This is a genomic window from Chitinimonas viridis, assembly GCF_030409555.1.
GTDB lineage: Bacteria > Pseudomonadota > Gammaproteobacteria > Burkholderiales > Chitinimonadaceae > Chitinimonas > Chitinimonas viridis.
Window position 1 is genome coordinate 288,531 of the sequence record NZ_JAUFPU010000008.1, and the last position, 21,713, is coordinate 310,243.

20 protein-coding genes are annotated in these 21,713 nt (G+C 57.3%); 5 read left to right on the plus strand and 15 right to left on the minus strand.

The annotated features are described in order from the left end of the window. The first annotated feature begins 8 nt into the window (after nucleotides 1-8). Complete coding sequence (locus tag QWZ03_RS10075; RefSeq protein WP_290332584.1) at nucleotides 9-1,082, plus strand: FAD-dependent oxidoreductase; 1,074 nt, start codon at nucleotides 9-11, stop codon at nucleotides 1,080-1,082. On the opposite strand, the gene QWZ03_RS10080 is transcribed toward QWZ03_RS10075, so the two are convergent. Further along, nucleotides 1,063-1,686 carry a class I SAM-dependent methyltransferase gene (locus QWZ03_RS10080; protein ID WP_290332585.1) on the minus strand — a complete coding sequence of 208 codons (624 nt, stop codon included), beginning with the start codon at nucleotides 1,684-1,686 and terminating at the stop codon, nucleotides 1,063-1,065. The two genes, QWZ03_RS10075 and QWZ03_RS10080, sit on opposite strands and share 20 nt — an antisense overlap. 757 nt (nucleotides 1,687-2,443) lie before the next feature. Between QWZ03_RS10080 and lodA the strand changes: the two genes are divergently transcribed. Then, nucleotides 2,444-4,474 carry a CTQ-dependent lysine 6-oxidase LodA gene (gene lodA / locus QWZ03_RS10085; RefSeq protein ID WP_290332586.1) on the plus strand — a complete coding sequence of 677 codons (2,031 nt, stop codon included), beginning with the start codon at nucleotides 2,444-2,446 and terminating at the stop codon, nucleotides 4,472-4,474. 8 nt (nucleotides 4,475-4,482) lie between these two features. Then, on the plus strand, nucleotides 4,483-5,829 hold the full coding sequence (locus QWZ03_RS10090) for an NAD(P)/FAD-dependent oxidoreductase (protein ID WP_290332587.1): 1,347 nt from the start codon (nucleotides 4,483-4,485) through the stop codon (nucleotides 5,827-5,829). Between the two features lie 25 nt (nucleotides 5,830-5,854). Here QWZ03_RS10090 and arsC read toward each other — a convergent pair whose 3' ends face one another. The 10 genes from arsC to QWZ03_RS10140 form a co-directional block, all read right to left on the minus strand. Then, nucleotides 5,855-6,280: an arsenate reductase (glutaredoxin) gene (gene arsC, locus QWZ03_RS10095; RefSeq protein ID WP_290332588.1), complete on the minus strand. Its 426-nt coding sequence runs from the start codon at nucleotides 6,278-6,280 to the stop codon at nucleotides 5,855-5,857. A 90-nt stretch (nucleotides 6,281-6,370) separates the two neighbouring features. Continuing rightward, nucleotides 6,371-7,090, minus strand: coding sequence for an MIP/aquaporin family protein (locus QWZ03_RS10100; RefSeq protein WP_290332590.1), 720 nt, complete (start codon nucleotides 7,088-7,090; stop codon nucleotides 6,371-6,373). Nucleotides 7,091-7,093: 3 nt separating this feature from the next. Continuing rightward, on the minus strand, nucleotides 7,094-7,588 hold the full coding sequence (locus tag QWZ03_RS10105) for an arsenate reductase ArsC (RefSeq protein WP_290332591.1): 495 nt from the start codon (nucleotides 7,586-7,588) through the stop codon (nucleotides 7,094-7,096). Nucleotides 7,589-7,612: 24 nt separating this feature from the next. Further along, nucleotides 7,613-9,367, minus strand: a complete 1,755-nt coding sequence (gene arsA, locus QWZ03_RS10110) for an arsenical pump-driving ATPase (RefSeq protein ID WP_290332592.1) — start codon at nucleotides 9,365-9,367, stop codon at nucleotides 7,613-7,615. 14 nt (nucleotides 9,368-9,381) lie between these two features. After that, complete coding sequence (gene arsD, locus QWZ03_RS10115; protein WP_290332593.1) at nucleotides 9,382-9,744, minus strand: arsenite efflux transporter metallochaperone ArsD; 363 nt, start codon at nucleotides 9,742-9,744, stop codon at nucleotides 9,382-9,384. Between the two features lie 9 nt (nucleotides 9,745-9,753). Further along, nucleotides 9,754-10,230, minus strand: a complete 477-nt coding sequence (locus tag QWZ03_RS10120; protein ID WP_290332594.1) for an arsenate reductase ArsC — start codon at nucleotides 10,228-10,230, stop codon at nucleotides 9,754-9,756. Continuing rightward, nucleotides 10,231-10,587: an ArsR/SmtB family transcription factor gene (locus tag QWZ03_RS10125; protein ID WP_290332595.1), complete on the minus strand. Its 357-nt coding sequence runs from the start codon at nucleotides 10,585-10,587 to the stop codon at nucleotides 10,231-10,233. Between the two features lie 47 nt (nucleotides 10,588-10,634). Beyond that, complete coding sequence (locus QWZ03_RS10130; RefSeq protein WP_290332596.1) at nucleotides 10,635-10,958, minus strand: ArsR/SmtB family transcription factor; 324 nt, start codon at nucleotides 10,956-10,958, stop codon at nucleotides 10,635-10,637. A 121-nt stretch (nucleotides 10,959-11,079) separates the two neighbouring features. After that, complete coding sequence (locus QWZ03_RS10135) at nucleotides 11,080-11,370, minus strand: YciI family protein (RefSeq protein WP_290332597.1); 291 nt, start codon at nucleotides 11,368-11,370, stop codon at nucleotides 11,080-11,082. Between the two features lie 149 nt (nucleotides 11,371-11,519). Next, nucleotides 11,520-12,923, minus strand: a complete 1,404-nt coding sequence (locus QWZ03_RS10140) for a beta-1,3-glucanase family protein (protein WP_290332598.1) — start codon at nucleotides 12,921-12,923, stop codon at nucleotides 11,520-11,522. Nucleotides 12,924-13,201: 278 nt separating this feature from the next. On the opposite strand from QWZ03_RS10140, the gene QWZ03_RS10145 reads away from it, so the two are divergent. Together QWZ03_RS10145 and QWZ03_RS10150 are read left to right on the plus strand one after the other, a co-directional pair. Beyond that, complete coding sequence (locus QWZ03_RS10145; protein WP_290332599.1) at nucleotides 13,202-13,546, plus strand: ribonuclease E inhibitor RraB; 345 nt, start codon at nucleotides 13,202-13,204, stop codon at nucleotides 13,544-13,546. A gap of 445 nt (nucleotides 13,547-13,991) precedes the next feature. Beyond that, nucleotides 13,992-14,492, plus strand: a complete 501-nt coding sequence (locus QWZ03_RS10150) for an endonuclease V (protein WP_290332600.1) — start codon at nucleotides 13,992-13,994, stop codon at nucleotides 14,490-14,492. 216 nt (nucleotides 14,493-14,708) lie between these two features. On the opposite strand, the gene QWZ03_RS10155 is transcribed toward QWZ03_RS10150, so the two are convergent. The 4 genes from QWZ03_RS10155 to QWZ03_RS10170 all read right to left on the minus strand — a co-directional run bounded on the left by QWZ03_RS10155 (nucleotide 14,709) and on the right by QWZ03_RS10170 (nucleotide 21,577). Beyond that, a complete protein-coding gene (locus QWZ03_RS10155; protein WP_290332601.1) occupies nucleotides 14,709-16,448 on the minus strand; it encodes a serine hydrolase domain-containing protein in 1,740 nt (579 codons plus the stop codon). Between the two features lie 12 nt (nucleotides 16,449-16,460). Continuing rightward, complete coding sequence (locus QWZ03_RS10160; protein ID WP_290332602.1) at nucleotides 16,461-17,636, minus strand: nuclear transport factor 2 family protein; 1,176 nt, start codon at nucleotides 17,634-17,636, stop codon at nucleotides 16,461-16,463. 373 nt (nucleotides 17,637-18,009) lie between these two features. Continuing rightward, nucleotides 18,010-19,125 carry an AraC family transcriptional regulator gene (locus QWZ03_RS10165; protein ID WP_290332603.1) on the minus strand — a complete coding sequence of 372 codons (1,116 nt, stop codon included), beginning with the start codon at nucleotides 19,123-19,125 and terminating at the stop codon, nucleotides 18,010-18,012. Nucleotides 19,126-19,987: 862 nt separating this feature from the next. Then, nucleotides 19,988-21,577, minus strand: a complete 1,590-nt coding sequence (locus QWZ03_RS10170) for a methyl-accepting chemotaxis protein (RefSeq protein WP_290332604.1) — start codon at nucleotides 21,575-21,577, stop codon at nucleotides 19,988-19,990. Nucleotides 21,578-21,713: the final 136 nt, after the last annotated feature.

A 21,713-nucleotide genomic window follows, 5' to 3' on the forward strand; every position in this document is an offset into this window, starting at 1 on the left:
GAGATCATATGGAACACGTTGACGTCATCATCATTGGTGCGGGCCAGGCTGGCCTGGCTGCGGGCTATCATCTGCAGCGGGCAGGTTACCGTTTTCTGCTGCTGGAGGCAGGCACCCAGGCCAGCGGCGCATGGCGGGGTTATTACGACAGCCTGACGCTGTTCTCGCCTGCCCGCTACTCCGCCTTGCCCGGCTTGGCGTTTCCGGCTGCGCCGGGCCACTATCCCAGCCGGGATGAGGTAGCAGGATACCTGGAGGACTATGCCCGTCATTTCGACCTACCCATACGGTATGGTCAGCGTGTCAGCACGGTCAGGCGGGAAGGTGGCGGTTTCTGGCTGCAGACGGCCGAGGGTAAAGGCTATTTCGCCCGCGCCGTGATTGCCGCTTCCGGTGCTTTTGGTACGCCCTTCATGCCGTCGATTCCCGGTCTGGCCGATTTTGGTGGCCGTGTGCTGCACAGCGGCAACTATCGTGATCCTGCCGATTTTGCCGGCCAAAGGGTCGTGGTGGTGGGTGGGGCCAACTCGGGCGTGCAGATTGCCTGCGAACTGGCGGATACGGCCGATGTCAGCTTGGCTACGCGCCGGCCTATACGTTTTTTTCCGCAGCGGGTGCTGGGGTTGGATTTTCACTTCTGGCTGGCTGCTACCGGCTTGGAGCGCACCCGCTGGCTGGATGACCAGAGTACGCCAGTGCTGGATGATGGCCGTTATCGCCGCGCTATCAAGTCTGGTAAGCCGGCCCGCCGGCCCATGTTCCGCGAGGCGGTGGCTGATGGGGTGGTTTGGGCCGATGGTCAGCGGGAGCGAGTCGATACCCTGCTGTTCGCTACCGGCTTCCGGCCTCATATGCCCTATTTGGCTGACCTGGGCGTGGTGACGCCAGCGGGCTTGGTACGTCAGTATCAGGGCATTGCGCTGGATGTGCCGGGTTTGTATTTTGTCGGGCTGTCGCGCCAACGTAACTTCGCTTCGGCCACCTTGCGCGGGGTAGGACCGGATGCAGCCCGGCTGATGCCGCACCTGGCAGCCTATCTGCAATCGACCAAGCCCCAGTCTGCTAGGGCGTGGCCCGCCTGAATACCCCATAGAGGAATTGCTGGGTCGTGCCGAAAGGTGTTTGATGCGGCTCAGTAAAGCTGTCGAGCAAGGTGAACCGCGGGCCCAGCTCTCGCTGCAGGCTTGCTGCATCGTAGCGGACGATATCCAAGCCGCTGCATTTCAGCGGGCCGTCGGGACCAAAGGTCGCCATGATGGCATGGCCGCCAGGCTTGAGTGCGTGGGCCAACTGGCGGACATAGGCCTGCCTGGCCGCCGCTGTGGTCAGGAAGTGGAACACTGCCCGGTCGTGCCATAGATCGTAGTGCGCTGCGTCCAGCCCGACTGACGCGATATCGGCCACCAGCCAGTGTACCTGTGCGCCATGCGCGCCCAGCCTTTGCCGGGCTACATCAACAGCTGCTTGCGAGATATCCAGCACGCTCACCTGCGTGTAGTCGTCGGCCAGCAGATCATCCACCAGCGTGGCTTCGCCGCCGCCGACATCAATGATGGCCGCGTCCTTGCTCGGCGACAGTTCGCCGATAAGCCGCAATGAGGTGACCAGATGCGGGCTGTACCAGCTAACCGCATCAGGCGCCTTGGCCTGGTATACCGATTCCCAATGCAGTTTGATGTCTGTCATGGCTAGCGCCGCTAAAAACCCTTCTGGCGTTGTTGTGCGAGCTTACCGTACCCACGTACTGTCTGCTGCGCACGCTATCGCTCACACGCCTAGCCAGAACCGCTACGCTGGGTTTGATTAGCGGCTCAGAGGGCGCTGGGTACTTGTTATGTCGTGGGTAGCGTGTATCGCAGCCAGCTATGCCGGCAAACCCGAGCAGCCGTACACCCACTTTTTTCATCTTGCCCTTTCAATTCCGTAATTCCCTCCTACGATACCTGTTGGACGGGTGGCGATGTAGTCTGCCGGGCTCTGATGGGCGCCAACAGGCGCCGTATTGGGGCTCAAGTCATCGTACCGTTGCACTGATTCAGCCCCAAGACCAGCCGCGCCAGTAGTTCATAAAAAGCGGCGGTTCTATCCATATACAAGGAGGAACGGCAAAGATGGCATCCATCGACACCGTCAGATACGACACCTGCAGCATTCCCGCGCCTGAGTACAGGCCAGCCATCTTCGCTAGCCCCACTACGGCGTCGCGCCGTCCTGGGTCAGTTACTACCCCGTAAGCTTTCGCTACTGCCTAAACCTATCCCCGCCTCCAAGCGCCCAATCAGGCTGCATGGGGCGCAAGGGTGGGCACGGCGCAGGCTGGCGGGCGCGCTTTATCCGCCGCAGATCGCACCCAAGAGGCGAGCAGCAAACGCACGACGCGCAAGTGTCGGGCACCAGTAGAGCACCGGCGAACGCCGGATTCATGTTCATAGAGGAGGGCAGCATGACCAGTAGTTTTTCCATACACCCCAAGGTGGGGGTCGCGCGTATTGGCAACAGCCAGACTGATTTCTACCTTGGCCCGGAGACCTTGGGTGGCTTACCCATAGCCTGTCACGCCAACGGTGATCCGGTCGTCGTTGATGGCGAGATCCAGTATGTCAGGCAGTTCAAGGACGCTATCGGCGGTATCAAGCGGCAGGCCGCACGGTTCAAGATTTTCGAGCACAGCGACGGCAAGGCCGCAGAGATCACCCTGGCCGATCCGCGTATCGAGAAGATCGTCTGGACATCGCATATCGCCAACAAGAAACCAATCTGGTTTACTTTTTCCGAGCTGACCGGTGACCTCGAGTTTGGTGATTGGAACAACTACGTTGATCAGCATGTACCGCTCAACAACGGCAGCGTGACCAATCCGGCTGATCGCAAGGCGCTGATGATAGACCCAGGCCCGCGCAGCATAGCCAAGCCTGGCGAGCAGGTAGCGTTCTCACGCTATAACCCGCCGGCCGACTACCCGCATTTCTCCTTCCCGCCTGATAGCCTAAACCCGGCCATCAATTCGCTGGGCGAATTGCGCATGGATACAGCGGGTCGGCTTATCCTGCTGGGCGGTTTCGGCAATTCAGCCGGCACCACCACGCTATCGAGCTTCCGTGGCGCCAGCGATTGGTGGGATGACGTTTCCGATGGTTATGTCCAGGCAACCCTGTATTTCAAGGACGGCAGCAAGGTCGAGCTAGAGCCCGCCTGGGTGATCGTAGGCAGCCCCAAGTTTGCGCCGGAGCTGGTCAATATCGTGACGCTGGACGACACCGTCTACGATATTTCGGTGCGCTTCCTGAACTATGCACCCGACATCTACGACGCCAAGAAGTGGCCTATCCCTGCCGATCGCTACGACCCGTTTGCCGGCTTCAACCCGGACTATCGGCCTAATTTCGAGCGCGATATCCTGCCCATCATCAAGCGGCCAGAAGGGTATCGCTGGGTGGCGCAAACCCCATCCATGGTGGACTTCGTCAACCCGCCATTCGATATCCGCGATGCATCCGAGGGTAATCGCGCCCATCGCGAGAACTACTTCGCCCACTATCGGGTGCCGGTGCCGCCGCAGTCCTACCGCTTCATGGATCAGGTCAAGAACGGCCCCAATACGCTGTTTGCAGAGGACGGCGTACCGCTGATGCCGCTCAATTCCGGCGACAACTCGGTGACCAATCAGCTGATCTACAAGTTCATGACGCTGAGCCCAACCCAGTATTTCTTCCTGCATCAATGGTCCAAGGGCAAGTTCGACCTTGGCTGCGCGCCACCCGATCTGCGCCAGGGTGTGACCGAACTGGACCGCGCGGTGATCGGCAACCTGGTGGGTGCGCCGTTCTCGCCCGGTATCGAGACCACCTGGATAGTTCGTACGCCACAGCTCTACCGTACGCCGTATGCCTATGATATTGCGCATTGGACAGGTAGCGAGGCGGCATTCAGCGAGTACTACCGCACCAACGGCCTGTCGCTGACCAGCGATCCGCAAAACGGGGATGGGGCCGAGCCGGGCGACCTGACCAAGCGCATGGCCATACCCTGGCAGGCTGATTTCTTTGACTGCACGGTGCAGACGCCCAACGTCAACAACCCGGCCATCAATCAAAGCCCTGCCGATGACGGTGTCGAAGTGCCGCCCGCGTTCTACGTTTACTGGTGGCCGCCACAAAGCCCCATGCACGTCATTGCAGGGGATCTGGACCCCGGTAACCAGGTACTGGATGGCTATGTCAGCAGCCAGCCGGCGCAGTTCTCAGGCGTCAATGGCCTCACGCTCAATGTGCAGTCGCAAGGGGGCTTCAGCATCACGGCCGCCGGCCAGCCTGTGCTGTATGCGCGGGGGATCAATTCCTTCAATCAGATGACGGCTGCCTGGAAGGACCTGGGCTTCATCGTCAATGTCGGCCCGCAGGACTACCGCTATTTTGTCGAGAAAGAGCGCAATACCACCTATCTCGCCCAGGGTGCGGCGTTGGGCAACAAATAGGGCTAAGTATGAACAAGACGTTCGACATCGCCGTGGTAGGCGGCGGACCTGCCGGTGCGGCTACCGCGCTGAGTATCCGCCGACAATCCGGCCTGACGGTCGCCTTGGTAGAGAAGACAGATTACGGGCAGCCGCGCGTGGGGGAGACCCTCTCGCCCGGCGCCCGTTCCCTGTTGGAGTATCTGGAGGCGTGGCAGGCGTTTGAACAGGCCGGCCACGCCCCTGCCTATGGCAATGCAGCTGCCTGGGGTAACGATGCCATCTATCAGCGCGATTTCATGTTCACCCCATTTGGCCATGGCTGGCATCTGGATAGGCGCCGGTTTGATGCCGACCTGGTGGCCACGGCCGAGCACAAGGGTGTGGTGGTCTACCGCAATACCCTTCTGGAGCATGTAGAGCGCGAGGACGGTGGCTGCCGCCTGCGCTTGCGCCAAGGCGAGGACACGATGGGCCTGACTGCTCGATTTGTGGTGGATGCCAGTGGCAAGGGTCAGGTGGTAGCGCGCAAGCTGGGGGCGGAACGCCAGCTGATCGACAATATGGTGGCATTGGTGGCCGAGTACCCGGCCATGCCCGATGCCGACACTTTTACCCTGGTAGAGCCCTGCGCTCAGGGCTGGTTCTATTCAGCCTGCCTGCCGGCTGAGGCGGGTGGGCGAACCTGGTGGGTCGCCTTGATGACGGATGCCGACCTGATACAGCAGCATGAACTGCGTGCGCCAGAGGTATGGTGGCGCTTGCTCAATGGCGCCCGGCATACCATGGCGAGGCTGGCCGGTGCGCAGGCACCAGTGCGCCTGCAGGTGGTGAGTGCCCACTCTGCCTTGCTTGAGCCGCTGTATGGGCAGGATTGGGTGGCGGTGGGGGATGCGGCAGGCAGCTATGACCCACTTTCGTCCAGCGGCATAGTCCGGGCGCTGGATGCGGGCATCCATACCGGCATGGCGGTTGTCCAGGCGCTGGCGGGCAATAGGGCCGCGCTGGCGCAACTGGCAGAGCGCCATGTGGGCGCCTATCAGCAATACCTGGGCACGCGGGCAAGTTACTACCAGATGGAACAGCGCTGGCCCGATAGCAATTTCTGGCGCCGGCGTCAGGCAGTGGTGACGCTGGCGCCGGACTGCCAGCTGGTGTCGGTGCCCAAGGCTGTCGATACAGTGGCCTGGCCCGCTGATCTGCAGCCCCTTGAACCTGCCAGCCTGCTCAGTGCCTGCAGCACGACCACCGCTGCAGCAGCCGTGGTGGCCGCCCATCCACAGCGCACCGAGGTGGGCGATGAACGCATCATCCTGGGCCTGCAATGGTTGCTGCAGGCCGGCTTGCTGGCCATTGCCAAGCCAGGTACGGCTTGAGGAGGGGGCGTGCAGCAGGCAAGCACTACCTGACGCGCCGCCCCTGTTCGTCAATCACGACTTCGCCATCTTCCTTGGTAAACGGCCCCAGTTGCGGCAAGGGCAGGATATCCAGCACGGCTTCTGATGGCCGGCACAAGCGTGTACCGATGGGGGTGACCACCACCGGCCGATTGATCAGGCTGGGGTGCTGCAACATGAAGTCGATCAACTGCGCATCGGTCCAGGCCGTGTCATCCAGATTCAGCTCGGCATAGGGCGTGCCCTTCTTGCGCAGCAGTTCGCGTACCGGTATGCCCATGGCTGCAATCAGGGCGACCAGGGTTTCGCGGTCGGGTGGGGTCTCCAGATAGTGCACCACCTGGGGTTCTATACCGGTATTGCGTATCAACGCCAGGGTGTTGCGCGAGGTGCCGCAGGCTGGGTTGTGATAGATCGTGATCTGGGTCATGGGTGTACTGTCAGTCGAGGGGGTGCTGGTGGATTAGCAGGCAGGGCTGCCATGGCTGATAGCTTTTGGTGAAGGCGTCTTTCCGAAGGCTTACTTCAGGGGGTGCACCGGGCGATCCTCGCCGGCATTGGCCATCAAGTCCAGCGACAGGGCGGCCTTGTCGCGCAGCAGCCAGCCAAAAACCAGTGTCGCGGTCACCGCGCCTACCAGTTGCGCGACGATAAAGCCGGGTGCATCCACGGGCCGTATGCCAGCAAAGGTATCGCTGGCTGCGCGTGCCAAGGTGACTGCCGGGTTGGCAAACGAGGTGGACGCGGTAAACCAGTAGGCACCGACGATATAGGACGCCACCGCATACGGTACTGCCTCTGGCCGGCTGCGCGAGCAGCCAAAGATCACCGCCAGCAAGCCAAAAGTGGCAATGAATTCGCTCCACCATTGTGCCGGGCCGGTACGCACATGCTGTGACGCGAAAAACAAGGCCTCCCCAAACATGCCATGGGCTGCAGCCACGCCGCAGAATGCGCCGGCAAGCTGCGCCAGCACATACAGCGAGGCATCCCGGCTGCTCAGTTCACGACGCAGTGCCGCTGCCAGGGTAACGGCGGGATTGAAGTGTGCCCCGGATATACCGCCAAAGGTCAGTATCAGGGCAATCAGCCCGCCACCGGTTGCCAGGGCATTGGCCATGAGCGCCACGCCCGTATTCCCGCCAGACAGGCGCTCGGCCATGATGCCGGAGCCCACAACCACCGCAAGCAGAAAGGCAGTACCCAGCCACTCGGCAAATAATCGACGATGCAAATCCATGACTTACTGTTCTCCCAGCTTGCGCAGCTCATGCTGCAAAGACATCCGGTCTATCTTCTCCAGCGGAAGGCTCAGGAAGATACGGATACGGTTGGTGATTTCCATCAGGGTCTTGTTGAAGGCCTGCCGCTTTACCGCGTCATCGCCTTCCACTTGTGATGGGTCGCTAAACCCCCAGTGTGCGGTAATCGGTTGCCCTGGCCAGGCAGGGCAGGCTTCGCCCGCCGCCTTGTCGCAAACGGTAAAGATGAAGTCCATGGCCGGGGCGGTGGGGGTGGCGAATTCATCCCAGCTCTTGCTACGCAGATTAGTGCTGGCGTAGCCATGCAGGCGCAAGGCCTCAAGCGTCAATGGGTTGACTGCATCCTTGGGGAAGCTCCCCGCACTGAATGCCTGGAATTGCCCCTTGCCCAGATGGTTCATGGTGGATTCGGCCAGTATGCTGCGTGCCGAATTACCGGTGCAGATGAAGAGGACGTTGTAGACCTTGTCCGACATGGTGGCATCTCCGTGTTGAGGGGCTTAGGGCTGGGTAAGCTGGCGCAGGCGCTCAAGCCCGACCGGCTCTTGGACCTGCAGCGGAACCACGGCATAGCGGCTTGCATGCTGACTGGCGACGGCAGCCAATTGTGCTTGCTCATTGGCGGCCCGTTGCTGCAGTAGCGGCGATGTGGGCTTGGCGGCCGCAAGGCTCTGGTTTACTACCCAAGCCCAGGGCTCTATGCCAGCACGGCGCAGATCGGCCTGCAGATTGGCGGCTTCCAGTACTGGCGTGGTTTCGGCCAGGGTGGCGATCAGTACCTTGGTCTGCCTTGAATCCTGCAACTGCATCATGGGCGTGGTGAAGTGCAGGCCGCCGCCGGCCATCTTTTTACGGATTTCCCTGTCATAGGCGCCGGTGGCATCCAGCAGCATCAGGGTGTGCCCGGTTGGCGCAGTATCCATCACCACAAAACGCCGCCCGGCCTCACGGATCACGCGCGAGAACGCCTGGAAGACGGCGATCTCTTCGGTACAGGGTGAGCGCAGGTCCTCCGCGAGCATTGCCCGGCCGGCCTCGTCGAGATGCCTGCCTTTGCTGGCCAGTACCTCCTGACGATAGCGTTCGGTTTCGGCCTTGGGATCGATGCGCGATACCGCCAGATTGTCCAAAGTGCCTGCGACCATATCGGCCAGATGGGCAGCAGGGTCTGACGTCGTCAGATGGACTAGCAGGCCCCGCTCGGCCAGTGCCACGGCTATCGCGGCTGCCAGTGTGGTCTTACCCACACCGCCCTTGCCCATGACCATGATCAGGCCGTGCCCGTCAGCCGCCAAGCCATTCAGCAGCCCTGCCAGCTTGGGTAGTGGCGGCATCGCTTTGTTGACCTCCTGGGTCGTTGCCATACTTTCGTCCATGGCAAACAGCCGGCGCAGTGCTGACAACCCCACCAGATTGTCGGCTTTTAGCGATAGGCGATCTGTCGGCAAATGCGCCAGGGCGGGGGGAAGCTGCGCCAAGGCTGCGGCCTCGCGATTCGCCAGTGCATGGGCGAGCGGGTCGATCTGCCCCTCGGTCTCTGGCATCAGCCCGTTGATCACCAGGTGCTGGCGCTGAAAGCCAATGGCAGCCAGTTCTGCCTGTGTGCGGGCCGCCTCTGCCAGGCTGGAGCGCTGTGCGCGTGCTACAAGCACCAGGCGGGTGCGAGCGGGATCGGCCAGTGCTGCCACGGCATCGTGATACTGGGCTCGCTGCTTTTCCAAACCGGCAAGCGGTCCTAGGCAAGATGCCCCCTCGGGGTTGTGTTCAATAAAGCCACTCCACGCACCAGGTAGCTGCAGCAGGCGGATGGTGTGACCGGTCGGGGCAGTATCGAACACGATGTGGTCGAAATCTCGCACCAATGCTGCGTCGGTGAGCAACTGGGTAAATTCATCAAAGGCGGCAATCTCGGTGGTACAGGCACCTGACAATTGCTCCTCGATATCGCGAACGACCTTGTCAGGTAGGACCCCACGCACGGGGCCGACTATGCGGTCGCGGTACTGCTGAGCGGCGCCTTGTGGGTCGATCTCCAGCGCGGACAGCCCTGGTACGGAATCGATGGCGACAATCTGGTTGCCTATGGCCTGGTTGAGCACCTGACCCACATTGGATGCCGGGTCGGTACTCACCAGCAGTACGCGCTTACCCTGGTCTGCCAGTTGCACCGCCGTTGCACAGGCGATTGATGTCTTACCCACACCGCCTTTGCCGGTAAAGAATAGATGCCGTGGTGCATTGAGCAGGAATTGCATGGCTATCCCCTTGGTTAACAGCAACCTGGCCCAGAGCAACTGCCGGTAGCAGGTTGGACTTGCACCGCCAAACTGCTGATACCGGCCCAGCGTGCCAGTTCGGCACGGCGTGGGTAGCGACCGGCCAGGGCTATCTCGCCATCGACCAGAATCAGTGGCAGGCCTTCCTGGCCCGAACGCTCCAAAAACTGCTTCACGGCTGCCTGCTGCGCAAAGACCAGCGGTTGCTGTGCCAGGTTGAAGCGCTCCACCTGGCCTCCTTGGCGCTTGAGCCAGTCCAGGTCTGCGGCAAAGGTGAGCAGCGCCTGATCGACATCTGTGCCACATACGCCGCTGCTGCAGCACAGCGCTGGATCAAAGATTTGAATACTTGGCATGCGATCTCCTCAAGCCCCGATCAGACCGATGCGATCCAGCTCGGGCTTGAGCCTGGCCTTGTCGGCAAGCAGATCAGGAGGAAGGGCGAGGAAGGCTTCGATTCGGCCACGCAGAATGCGGTAGGCTTTTTCAAAGGCGGCATCGATTTCGGCATCGGTACCGGTCGCATGGGCTGGATCTTCCACTCCCCAATGTGCACGCAGCACCGGGCCCAGGTAGGCAGGGCAGGTTTCGCCGGCGGCGCTGCCACAGACGGTAATCACCACGTCCGGTGTCATCGGCAGGTTATCCCAAGACTTGCTGTGCAGGCCTTGGGTCGAGATGCCTTCACGTTCCAACAGTGCCAGGGAGCGCGGGTGGACATAGCCGGCCGGCTTGCTGCCAGCGCTGATGGCGCGGATGCCTTCTGGCGCCAGGGCATTGATGGTGGCCTCGGCCAGGATGGAGCGGCAGGAGTTACCGGTACAAAGTATCAGGATATTCATCTAAGGCTCACAGCAAGAAGGGGAAGCGTTGGCACTAGTAGCCGGTGCGGCCAGCTCAGCACATTGTTCGGGATGCCCGCCGCAGCAGTGGTCTGTCAGAAAACCGGTCACTTGCCGCATCAGGGCCAGGTTGGCGCGATAGCGCTGAAACCGCCCCTCTTGTTCCACCGTCACTAGGCCGGCATGCGCCAGGTTCTTCAGGTGAAAGGAGAGATTGGATGGCGCCATATCCAGCCGGCTGGCCAACTCGCCGGCCACAATGCCGGTACCGCCTGCGCCCACCAGCAGCAGATAGGTATCCAGGCGGGCGCTGGAGGAGAGCGCCTCAAAAACCTGCAGTGCGGAGATTTTGTCCATGGTGGGATATTGTTTCAAATTTTATTGAAATATTGAACTGCAAAAAATCAACCACAGCAGCTGTTCTCTTGCACGGCAGCACAGGACGCTGCCGTGCAGCAGTTTTCAGTCATGTAGCGCAGCAGGTCGTTCATGGTGTCGAAATTGGCGGCATAGTGGATAAACCGCCCTTCCTGCCGTGCCTGGATCAGGCCGGCACGATTCAGCTCCTTCAGGTGGAAGGAGAGGGTGGCAGGCGCCACGGCAAGCATCTCGCCTATCTTGCCCACTGTCATGCCTGCCGGGCCTTGAACCACCAGCAGACGGAAAATCGCTAGGCGGGTGTCCTGGGCGAGGGCGGCAAGCAGGTTGACGACGGTTTTACTTTCCATGATTCTATGTTAGTGGAAGTGTTGTAGGGTGGTCAAGCCCATGCGCGTAGGCGAGACCGAAATCGAGCAGCCCATATGGTCACAGCACCACTCATTCCTACCGGGCTGGGAGCGGCCTCGGTCAGTCCGTCAGCAGGCTGCTTAGGTGGCTGGCGGCCATGCTGGGTACAAACTCAATGATGTCATAATCGGCGATTTCTTCCCGCCAGAACGGATCCAGGCGAACGATGGCCTCTACTTCGTGCTTGCTGCCTGCCTGGGCCAGGATGATGCCGCCGGTGCGTGGCTGCTTGCGGCCAGACAGCAGGAAGTGCCCCGAAGCGTAGTGGGCTTCCAGGAAGCGTTTATGTTCTGCGACAAAGGCATCTACGGTATCGAGCGGTTTCTTGTAGCTAAGGATGATGGCGAACATGGCTAGTCTGTTGGCGGGGTGGTGGTGTTGGCGACGACAGTACTTGCCGCGCGCCTCGGCATCATAGCGCGGTGGGGTGCTGGCAGGGGGCCATCCATTGCCCTGTGGCCGGCTCCATTGTTGCTTGTGGAGGAGCCGGCCATTCTGTATCAGCTTGGCAGGCTGACGTCAGCAGGTTCCAAAACCACGGTCAGGGTGTCTATGTTTGCGGTATCAAGGCTGGCGAACACTTTGGCGAAGCGGTCGGAGTAGGCGAAGTTATACGCTTGCGACAGCGGGGCCAGCGTAGCAGCCCATTGGTTGTAGTTAGGGGTGGATTGCATATTGGCAAAGAAAAAATTGCTGGGGATATTGAACCAGAGTTGGCTATTGATGGCGCCGACCATGGTAGGCAGTGGCACGCCAGTGACGCCACCCACCGTGGCGGTACTACCTACTGCGCCTATGTTGAGGCCAGAAAGCAGATCACCGCCTACCCAGCCGTAGACGTCATTACCTGGGTTGGTGGCCGTGGTGGCGCCGTTAAGGTAATACGGCACGTTACCGCCATAGATGCCCGAGGGATTGGTGAGATCGGCCTGCTTGTACAGCATGCTGGTGGTGCCGGCCACGCCACTCAGGGCGCCGCTCAGGGTGATGTTCAGATGGCTGTCTATGGTGGCCTCCAGCGTATAGCTCTGCCTGCTGAGCGGGCCGCTGCTGGGTACATTGGGGCCCACGCCGGCAAACTGCCCGGCGATATGGGCAAACACGGCGTTGCCCAGGCCAGGTACGATCGAACCTACGGCTGTGCCGGGGCCAAAATTATCAAGCAGGTAGGCCAAGTAGCTGCGTAGCGTGTCGTAAGGCATGACGGGTAGGCCGACGGTGGGCGAGATCGATGGATAGGAGGTTGGTCCTATCACCCTGGCGAAGCTGCTGCCAGGTGCTGGTCCCGTACCATACTGCTGGAACGCCCCTGGCACCGTGGCTGGTAGTGGCTGCCCATCAATGCCACCAGGCCCGACTACACCCGAAACGGGCGGTGTAGTGAGTGCATTGAGCGCCTCGAATACGCTTTGCGAATTGGCATTGCCCAGCAAGCCAGATACGGTCTGAACCACGCTGCCATTGAGCGAGGTGGCCAGCGTGATCGGGATGCTCCAGTAATCAATGCTGGTGAGGTTGGCCACATCGGCGGGCTGACCATTGAAAGTCATTTCCAGCTTGTCATAGCGTAGAAAGAAGTTCGGGTCGGTCACGGCTTGGGCGGGCTCGTAGGCTGGCGACTGCACAGTCCATGCTCCGTTGTAAGCGACATAGATGCGGCCGCTGAATGCGTTGACGGTAACACCATCGCTCAGCTGATCGAGCGTGTACCAGTTGCCGGCAAACGGATAGGTGCCAGTGCCGGAGATGTTCAACGGCTGCAATGCAGCGTGGTTGCAGGCGTTGATGATGTGAAAGGCGGCGTTCGATGCGCCGGGTACGAAGCCGATGGACACCGTAGTCGGATCGATGCCGCTGTGGTTGAAGAACTGCAGATTGAGGCTGGTGGGGGGCGGGGTGGTCATGGCTTTCCTCTGGCTGACTCGTGGGGGGAGCCGTTGAACTTGCACGGCTGCATGCACAAGACGTTTGCGAGGCGCCGGTTGTGATGACCATGTGCGCTTGGAGCGGGCCTGCCAGCGATGCGTTGCGGTTACCCACAGTCTGAATTTTGGAGCTTTCAGCAAGCTCTCAGCCGTCGCAATACGGTGTTGCGCGTATGGAACTGGAGTTATGTGTGTGTTCCCTATGTCGCGTGCTATCGTTGCCGCCGGTGACAGATGACTGGGTAAGGAGGGGGCTGATGCTGCGAAATAACCAAGCATTTCCTGATGATGAAAATGGTGATGTTCTCTGGCGAATGCACCAGCAGGGGGATAATTTGACAAAGGCACGAGAAATTGATTTCTCGGTTATATTTTCCAATAAGGAGATGGCGTTGAAATTTGCTGTGCATTTGCTTTGTAATAACCAGAAGGTTTCATTCTCCCCTTATGAAGAGCATGAAACTATGCCTTGGCAGGTACAGGCACATCCCATTCTTACGCCAACACATGAAAATATCGGACATTATGAAGAGTGGCTGGCACAGAGTGCTGCGGCGCTAGGCGGATGTAATGACGAATGGGGTTGTTTTGCGCAGCAGTAGCTGAGCTTGCAATTTTACCGATGGCAATCGATTTGGCGAAGTAATAATAAGATCGAGAGTATTAGCTCTGATGGAAGCGATGGCTTTTTTCATGATCGCACAGTTGGCATTGCTGGTTTGTGCTGTGATAAACCTTATGTGCTCAGTTTACATAAACCCACAGGGGCTGATGGATAATGTCTACTTGGCAGTGTCTTTGCTGCAATCGGGTGCATCTGTCTTGTTGCTGTGCGTGGTGCTGGATGTGCTTGGCGGTTCGTTTATGGACATGTTGGTGTTTGCCATGCCCGCGGCTATCATACTGATATTGTCTTGTCGACCTGCGATTAAACCCATTTATAGATTGATCAAGCGTTAAGGTGAATTTCCTGGTTGCTACTTTGGTTGCTACTGTGGTGGCAGTGTACAAGGGGCAATGGCGGTGCGGATTGAGGATTGATTGGCAATGATACTTGCGGTAGATGTGGATTATGCTGAAAGCGGTGCCCGTGTGGCGGGGGTGATGTTCAAGGAATGGCAAGATGCAGTGCCTGATGCCATCTATGTCAGTGAGGTCGCAGACGTTGCTGAATATATACCCGGGCAGTTTTATAAGCGGGAACTACCTTGTATATTGAAATTGTTGGAGGAGTATGCACTTTTTCCAGATTTGATCGTGATAGATGGCCATGTCTATCTGGATGGCGAAGCAGCGCCGGGTTTGGGGGCGCATCTCTATCATAGCCTGCAGGGTGCGGTACCCGTGGTTGGCGTCGCCAAGACTGCCTACGCAGGCATAAGCCCGGAGTGTGAGGTATACCGTGGCGAGAGCGGCAAGCCTCTGTATGTAAGCTGCGTAGGCATGGCAATTGAGGAAGCCAAGCAGAAAGTGGCTAGCATGCATGGCCCGTACCGGATACCTACCTTGCTGAAAAAGGTGGATCAGGTCTGCCGGGGACGGGGCTGACGCCCTGCTACGTGCAAGTGTTAGCTGGCAGCTTGCCTTGCAGGGAAACTGAAGTTTCGGGGCGCTCAAATGGTGTGCGCTGACTGGGCGGCACGAAATCTCCTCCTCGGTCACCCGAGCATCTGGGACGCGAAGCCGGCTTCGTCAGCGAGGCTTCGCGTGCCTGGGCGGCAGGCCGATGGGGTTCACCATGCCAAGGTGGAACAATGACGAGCCCTATAGGCTGGACAATTTCCGGTTGTTATCCTCATGAACCTTCTTGAAAACCAAACTACGAACCGTATCCACCGCGACCTTGAACCCCGTTACCTCGTTGTTGTTGCCACGAATGAATCTGATACCCCTCAGGAAGCTTTTATCCCCGGAAAACATATTGGGGCTGAGAGGCTTGAACTTGATAGTGCCTGAACGGATATTGCTGGCGGTTAACACGCCATTGTTTACATCGAAGACGAAGGATGAATTGAGTTCATTCGAATAGAATGTTCCAGTGAATTGGGTCATCTCGTTATTAGCGTATGAGGTTGGCTTGTATGATTCAAAAACAACAGAATCACTATCGTTAACGGTATAGTTCATATCCTTTCCTCCTGCTTTGTCGATAAACTTTAGCAAGATTTTGTCGTCACCTTCGATGGTTATCTGGAAGGTTGAGTTGCCTAGTGGAATCAGTGCGTTGCCGTCTGAGCCGTCAACTCTGCTGTAATACAGTACATCATCCTTCAAATGGACTCTTGCGGAGAGGGCGCGTATTGGGTTCCAGTAGCTCCCCACAAATTGCTGCAACTGCTGCCGGCTTAGTTTTACGCCTTCAATCTTGGTGTAATCGATGGTCTCTGGTTCGGGGAAGTGATTGTTCATGAAGAGGTTGGCGATCTGCATACCGTAGCTACCATTGTAAGCAAGACCGGAACTCAATACGATCACCGAGAAGTCCTGTTCGGGGAAGCGGAACAGGGTACTGGAGTATCCACCGGAGATCCCACGTAGGTAAACCTTGGGAATCCCTCTCTCCTTACCCACGTGCTGCTGCCCATAGTTCGAGATGCTGGCGACGTCTTTTATCATTGCACCACCGTCCAGTTTTATAGGCGAATTCATCTTTTTCACCAGTGAATTTATGCCGGGCGTGCGTAACGAAATGTGCGATCGCCAGATGGATAGGTCCCGGATAGAGGTGTAAAGATTCACCGGGCCTGGGGCAGTGGTGTCGCCATAGTCCCGTTTGTAGGTTCCGTTACTATCACTGCGATACGGTACGGCGGTGTTGTCTGGTGCCTGATTGCTGTCATAGAGAAATACGGTGTTGGACATTCCCAGGGGTGCGAATATCTGGCTATTGCAGTAAGCGTCAAACGATTGTCCGGTAACCGACTCCACTATTCTTGCCAGTAGGATCAGCCGTGTGTCACCAGTGGGTGAAAATGCCTTCCCCGGTTTGAAGTTCAATGCTTTTTGACTCTTTATGACTTGCAGGATGGATTTGTGTTGTTCGGGATCTTTCGTTTCCCAGCCTGCTAATGACTTCAGGGTTTTGTACCCATAGTAGCCGTCCGTCGAGCTTAGTAGGTGATCGACGGTGACTTTTTCGCCTAGGTCAGGCAACTCTGGCAGGTATTTCCTGATGTCATCATCCAGCTTTATCTTGCCCTGCGCTTCCAGCGTTAACGTGGCATAGGCGATGAATTCCCAGGCAAATGCATCGACCTGAAATTTTGTGTTGACGGTTGCCGGGGTTTTGTACTCCAGGTTGGCGCTGCCAAAGGCCTTTTCGTATATGGGTTTCCCTTCCTTGATGACGGTGACAGCCAAAGCTGGTTTGCCAGATGAGTTGAATTCGCTGAGTATTTTTTCAATGGCTTGATTGGTGGCCGGGTCTATGCCGATGTTAGCGCTAGCCGTAAAGGAAAGCGAGGCAAGACATCCCAGTATTGCGTGCTTGACAGTATTGTTCATTGGGGGCTCCGTTCAGTTTTTCTGGATGGTCTTGATGACTTGCTGCGCCACAGAGGCGGTGGCTGAGGGGTCTTGGCCCGTTACGATGTTGCCATCGGTAATGAAAAAGTTATTACCAAACTTCTTCGAATAAACGAAATCGCCACCGTTTCGTATGATTTCCTTGTCTATGGAGAAAGGGAAAGTCTTGTAATACTCGGCGTTGGTATTCTCGAAAATATCGGGGAAGCCAGTGATCTTCTTGTTTGAGAAGATGGATTTGCCACTGCTATCCTTCAGGTTGACTATGCCGGCAGTACCGTGGCAGATGGCTGAAACAACTCCGCCGTTCCCATATATCTGGCCGACGATGTTTTGGATTTCCTTGTTGTCGGCGACACCAAACATGGCCGAGCCTCCACCACTGTAATACACCGCTTTGTAGTCGCTTGCGTTGATCTGCGTGGGCTTGAAAGTATTTTTCAGCATGCGCATGAAGTCGGTGTCGTATAAATGCGCTTTCTGTATGCTGTTCGATGTTTCGATATAACCAAGGGGGATTGCACCACCTTGGGGGCTGACGAAGTCTACTGTGTAGCCATTTTTCCTGAAAATGTCATAGGCGATGACGATTTCCGCAAAATGATTGGCCGCATTAAGATTCGTGTTGCCGTAGGTGTGCTGGTTGGAGGTGACGAATAATATCTTGTTACCCTGTTTGGGGATTTCTTTCCAGGTATAGCTCTTCTGTACGATCTTCCAGGCACCTTGATACTTCATCAGCATGAAGTAATCAGTGTATTGCCTTTGATTCTGCGCCAGCACTTCCACCTTCGCCATGGCGGCATTGTTTTCGATGTCGATGGATAATATCCGACCAACCCGGTTGTTTTTCTTGCCATTGTTGAAGTTCATGATGTACTGCTCACCGGAGCGAGTGACTAATTCATTGGCTTCGTTGACGACATAGAGCTTAAAGTCGGGGTGAAAAGCCCTCCGCAGCTTTTCTGGTTCGCTATTCGCCGTACCTTCTAGGTAATCCGTCAGCGTTCTGGTGACTTGCTCCGTATCAGTGTAGCTGCTCCCCGCTTGGGTTTTTACTTCGGTCGCTGGGGTGGATGATGCAGCGGAGGCGATGGCTTGTTCAGGCACACCGAGAACAAGGCAGATGTTGAGGAGGATGACGCTGAGAGAACGATGTGGGCTCATAAGTTGACCTAGACTTGGACATGTACCTGTTTACCGCAGGTAAGTACGGTTGTGCGGCAGCGATGAAGCCTCGCTTTGCCGGATGCCAATGTAGTCTGGGTGCAGATACCTGAAGTCTCGAACCATGATTTCGGACTCCGGATACATAATTTCGTAGCGGGTTGATGGGGAAACAGCTAGGTGCAGGCCGCCAAAGCGGGTGAAGCAGCCGCAGTTAGCGCGGGCGCACGCGGCAGGCCGAGGGAGGGATAGCGCAAGCCTAGGGGAGGTCGGTGCTGAACCGTAGGCGAGGCGTATGCCAAGCGCTTACCGTCGGCCTGCAAGGTCTGCTTGGGCGCGACGGTAAGGAGAAGAAACAGCGATGAAGCGGCTCTCAGGGGAGACTGGAAACCTGGTGGTTTTGTGGCGATGCTGACGGGGTGTCGAGACCTGTTGGCGAGGCTGAAGATGGCGCCGACGCTAATGCAGCGCGATAGCTTGCAGGCGTCTGCCCGGTGATTTTCTTGAAGGCGGCAAAAAAAGTGGAGCTGGAATTGAAACCGCTGCGTTCGGCAACGAGTTCCATGTTCAAGTGAGATTCGTTGATCAACAGGTTCTTGGCATGTTGAATGCGAAACTCATTGATATAGAGATTGAAGCTTTTTTTCAGATGCTCATTGAGTACCTGGGAAACGGTCGTTTGCAGATTGCCAACCTTCTTGGCCAGCAGCGTTAGGCTCAGGTTGGGGTTCAAGTATAGCTGCTGCTCATGCATTGTTTGATTCAGCAATGCCAGTAATGCAAGCGCGTCTTCTTCGATCAGTTTTCGATTTTGATACCTTTCCTTTTTACTTGCATCAACTTTGGCGTCGTTCTGCAGTATAAAGGTCAGCGCCGTAAGGTGTATGCTAAAGGTAAACGACAGTGCACCGACAATATACGATGTAAATGGGGTGCTCATATAGGCGATGAGAATCACGCAGCTGCTAAAATAGACGCTGAGCAGTAATAGGGCAGGGCGAGATACCCAGCCTGTTGTGTTGGTCAGTAAAATACGTGATTTCCATAGCTGCCTTCCGGTCAGCAGTAAATAGGTGAGCCAGTAGACATGTATCCATCGCATGACATGGTGCCAGATGTACGGATATTGGGAGTATGGGAAAATAAGCCCAATGACGATGATAAACAGCGATAAGGGAAGATGCCAGCGCCAGTGTTTTCCTGGGGCGCTTTGTCTTAAATCTGCGAGATGGAAACCGACATATAAATAAGTCAGTGGCCCGATCAATAAACAGGCCGACATTCCGATCTGAAGGAACTCGACTGCGATGTCAGGGTAGAAATAATAGAATGTTGATTTTCCTGTACGGAAACCTATGGCGAGTAGTAATGCACCCAGCATGCCATTCGTCAATCGATGCGATTGCCGGGTGAAGAGGTAGAGCGCCAGGAAGATGCCATTAATCGAGCCAAGGGCGCTGAAGAGAAATAGTAGTTGGCTCGAGATCACGGGTAATGTGGAGTGAAAAGGTTTAAATTTAGGACTGGGAAACTGCGAAGCGCCAAGCCCTTTTTGCAGCTATCAGTTGACCGCTATCTTGTCTTGGTGCCCAGCACCGCATGAGCCAAAGGGGGGATAGAAGCCCCGTTCTCGTTCCTTCCAAGTCTTCTCGGCGCCGCTAACAAAACTCTCTGAGGTTGTTGCACGCACCTAGCCAGCACGGTTGCGCTGGGTTTTACTGGCGGTTTTTGGAGATCGAGGTTTCTGAGATTTCCCCAGATGCCATGGTGACAACACCATGCCATCTTCGGAGGCGATTTTCAAGGCTCGAGTTTGGGCGGCTTTGCCGGATACCACCGGTAGCGCCTGAACAGCTTCTTGCCGGATCAGGACGCTGCCTGAACCCTTACGGTTGCTGCAATTTGGCGAGTTTCTCCTTTTTTATCAAACGGATGCTAGATAGAAATTTGCCTATCGTGCTCTGCTTCACCACGGGAGCTTAGGTTACTCGGCAGCGCCCTTGCCTATATTTGTAAGTTGTCGCAGATGCCGGAATTCCGGCACCTTGCATTTCAATGGCTTACAGATTAGTGATGAGCCAAAACGCCGAACGAAACAGAGCCAATAGGCTGTATTTGCTACGGTTGGGGCCTATAGCCTGAATTTCCGTAGATCGAGCCGTGTGATGATGGGCTCGACGTGACCTGCCATGCTTAGCCTCACTGTGCGTACAAATCTACAGCTGCGCACCTTTGATGTTGAGAACCAGCAGCTTGCATGACTGAACCAGTGAACCGAACGTCCCATGCCGTGAAGTGGCTTGGGTGCAAGCCCCGTCATCATGTCGGCACCTGCGTACCCCGACTGGGACTCAAGCTTTGCTGATGACGAATTGGCTGGCTGCCTGATCCAGTAACGCCGCTGTTCCAACCAGTTCCTGGGCATCCTGCAGCGTTTTGGACATGGCCAACACGTTGCGTTCAGCCAAGTTGTTGATAGCCGCGACTTCGATGGCAATCTGCGAGGCGCCCTTGGCTTGCTGCACCGTGGCTTCTGCGATACTGAGCATGAGGGTTTCAACCTCGCTGACTGCTGCCTCAACGCCCACGCTCATATCGACTACTGCCGCAATCTGCTGGGCTTCCGTGCGTGTCTTCTCCAAGGCAATATCCATTGCCGTGCGGGTCATGCCCATGCTGGACGACAAGCGTTCCAGTTGCTGATTGATCTGTGTGGTGGCCTTGGCAGTACGTTCAGACAGCGAGCGCACCTCATCTGCAACCACGGCAAACCCGCGTCCTGCCTCGCCGGCACGCGCGGCCTCGATGGCGGCATTCAAGGCCAGCAGATTGGTCTGGCTGGCGATCTCGGTAATCAGGCTGCTGACCTGGGTGACTTCATTGATTGCGCTGCTCAGTTCACCCAGCGTCGTGCTGGCGCTACCGATGTCATTTGCCAAGCTGCCCATCTGTTTCATGGCTTGCTGGGTATGCTGGGCCACCGATCGGACCAGGGTGACGGAGTAGGCCGATTTATCCGATGCCCCTTTGGCAAAGCTCGACACGCTGTCAATTGCGGTACTCATTTGCTCTACGGCGGCGCCGATGCTGGTCACCTCATCCGACTGCAGTTGCGTGTTATGCCGTACCGCTTCGGCATGCTCACTCAGCTGCTCGGACTCATGCCTCAAGCGCTGGCTGGCTTGCTTTACCTCGCCCAGCAGGTGATTCAGCTGGCTCACGAACTGATTGATCGCGCTGGATATGGCACCCAGCTCATTTCGGAACTCGGGCAGGCGGAACGACAGGTCTCCGCGTCCCAGATGTCTGGCGGCAAGGCTGGTCTGCTGTACTTGTCGATTCAGGCTGCGTGCGAAAAGTAACTGAAAACTGATGACAATTGCAGCGGCAAGCATCAGTACAACAACGACCACCATCACCACCTGAGAAAGCTCGTTGTCGATATCCGCCTTGCGCCGTTCTGCTGCTTTTTCCTGTTGTACCACCAGGCCATCCAGCAGGGTGATGGCGGGCTCCAGGGCACCTTTGTAGATCTGTTCGGGGATGGAGAGGGCATCCTGTGGGCTCGTTTCGGCAATCTGCACGGCGCTCAGGAACTGCTTGAGGTAGTCCTGCCAGGCAGGCTGAAACTGCTGCGCCAGCTGTTTGACCGCGTCAGCCTCCATGCTGTCCAACAGCGCTGCCGTGCTGGCAACAATCTGCCGATTCGCCTCATCCAGGCGTTGCTTGGTCTCCGGCATGACCGGGTCGGCACGCGAGACTGCCAGTGCGGTGGACTTGATGGTGAGAAGCCGGGTCACGATCATTTGCCCCTGTTCCAGCTGCTGTACCTTGGCACGCAAGCTAGTAACGCGCTGTGCCGTCATGAAGATCGCTACCGCCAGCACGGCAACGGTGACAAGGCTAACCAGCATCAGCTGCTTGGAGAGTGACCATTTCATCGCTATCGCCAATTTGCATATCAGCAGCTAATAATATTTAGGATGTATTTCAAATTAGTGACATGTGGCTTGTTTTTCCGGTACCCAGGCGCATGCCGCTGCACGCTGATGCGGGTTTCGCGCAGGGGGAGAGCCA

Bases quoted from the DNA above. Each gene is read 5' to 3' on its own strand.
- QWZ03_RS10150 (WP_290332600.1), top strand. From the start codon at position 13,992: ATGATACTTGCGGTAGATGTGGATTATGCTGAAAGCGGTGCCCGTGTG.
- QWZ03_RS10125 (WP_290332595.1), bottom strand. From the start codon at position 10,587: ATGGACAAAATCTCCGCACTGCAGGTTTTTGAGGCGCTCTCCTCCAGC.
- QWZ03_RS10075 (WP_290332584.1), top strand. From the start codon at position 9: ATGGAACACGTTGACGTCATCATCATTGGTGCGGGCCAGGCTGGCCTG.
- QWZ03_RS10145 (WP_290332599.1), top strand. From the start codon at position 13,202: ATGCTGCGAAATAACCAAGCATTTCCTGATGATGAAAATGGTGATGTT.
- QWZ03_RS10120 (WP_290332594.1), bottom strand. From the start codon at position 10,230: ATGAATATCCTGATACTTTGTACCGGTAACTCCTGCCGCTCCATCCTG.
- QWZ03_RS10155 (WP_290332601.1), bottom strand. From the start codon at position 16,448: ATGAACAATACTGTCAAGCACGCAATACTGGGATGTCTTGCCTCGCTT.
- QWZ03_RS10105 (WP_290332591.1), bottom strand. From the start codon at position 7,588: ATGTCGGACAAGGTCTACAACGTCCTCTTCATCTGCACCGGTAATTCG.
- arsA (WP_290332592.1), bottom strand. From the start codon at position 9,367: ATGCAATTCCTGCTCAATGCACCACGGCATCTATTCTTTACCGGCAAA.
- lodA (WP_290332586.1), top strand. From the start codon at position 2,444: ATGACCAGTAGTTTTTCCATACACCCCAAGGTGGGGGTCGCGCGTATT.
- QWZ03_RS10080 (WP_290332585.1), bottom strand. From the start codon at position 1,686: ATGACAGACATCAAACTGCATTGGGAATCGGTATACCAGGCCAAGGCG.
- QWZ03_RS10170 (WP_290332604.1), bottom strand. From the start codon at position 21,577: ATGAAATGGTCACTCTCCAAGCAGCTGATGCTGGTTAGCCTTGTCACC.
- arsD (WP_290332593.1), bottom strand. From the start codon at position 9,744: ATGCCAAGTATTCAAATCTTTGATCCAGCGCTGTGCTGCAGCAGCGGC.
- QWZ03_RS10090 (WP_290332587.1), top strand. From the start codon at position 4,483: ATGAACAAGACGTTCGACATCGCCGTGGTAGGCGGCGGACCTGCCGGT.
- QWZ03_RS10130 (WP_290332596.1), bottom strand. From the start codon at position 10,958: ATGGAAAGTAAAACCGTCGTCAACCTGCTTGCCGCCCTCGCCCAGGAC.
- QWZ03_RS10140 (WP_290332598.1), bottom strand. From the start codon at position 12,923: ATGACCACCCCGCCCCCCACCAGCCTCAATCTGCAGTTCTTCAACCAC.
- QWZ03_RS10160 (WP_290332602.1), bottom strand. From the start codon at position 17,636: ATGAGCCCACATCGTTCTCTCAGCGTCATCCTCCTCAACATCTGCCTT.
- QWZ03_RS10100 (WP_290332590.1), bottom strand. From the start codon at position 7,090: ATGGATTTGCATCGTCGATTATTTGCCGAGTGGCTGGGTACTGCCTTT.
- arsC (WP_290332588.1), bottom strand. From the start codon at position 6,280: ATGACCCAGATCACGATCTATCACAACCCAGCCTGCGGCACCTCGCGC.
- QWZ03_RS10135 (WP_290332597.1), bottom strand. From the start codon at position 11,370: ATGTTCGCCATCATCCTTAGCTACAAGAAACCGCTCGATACCGTAGAT.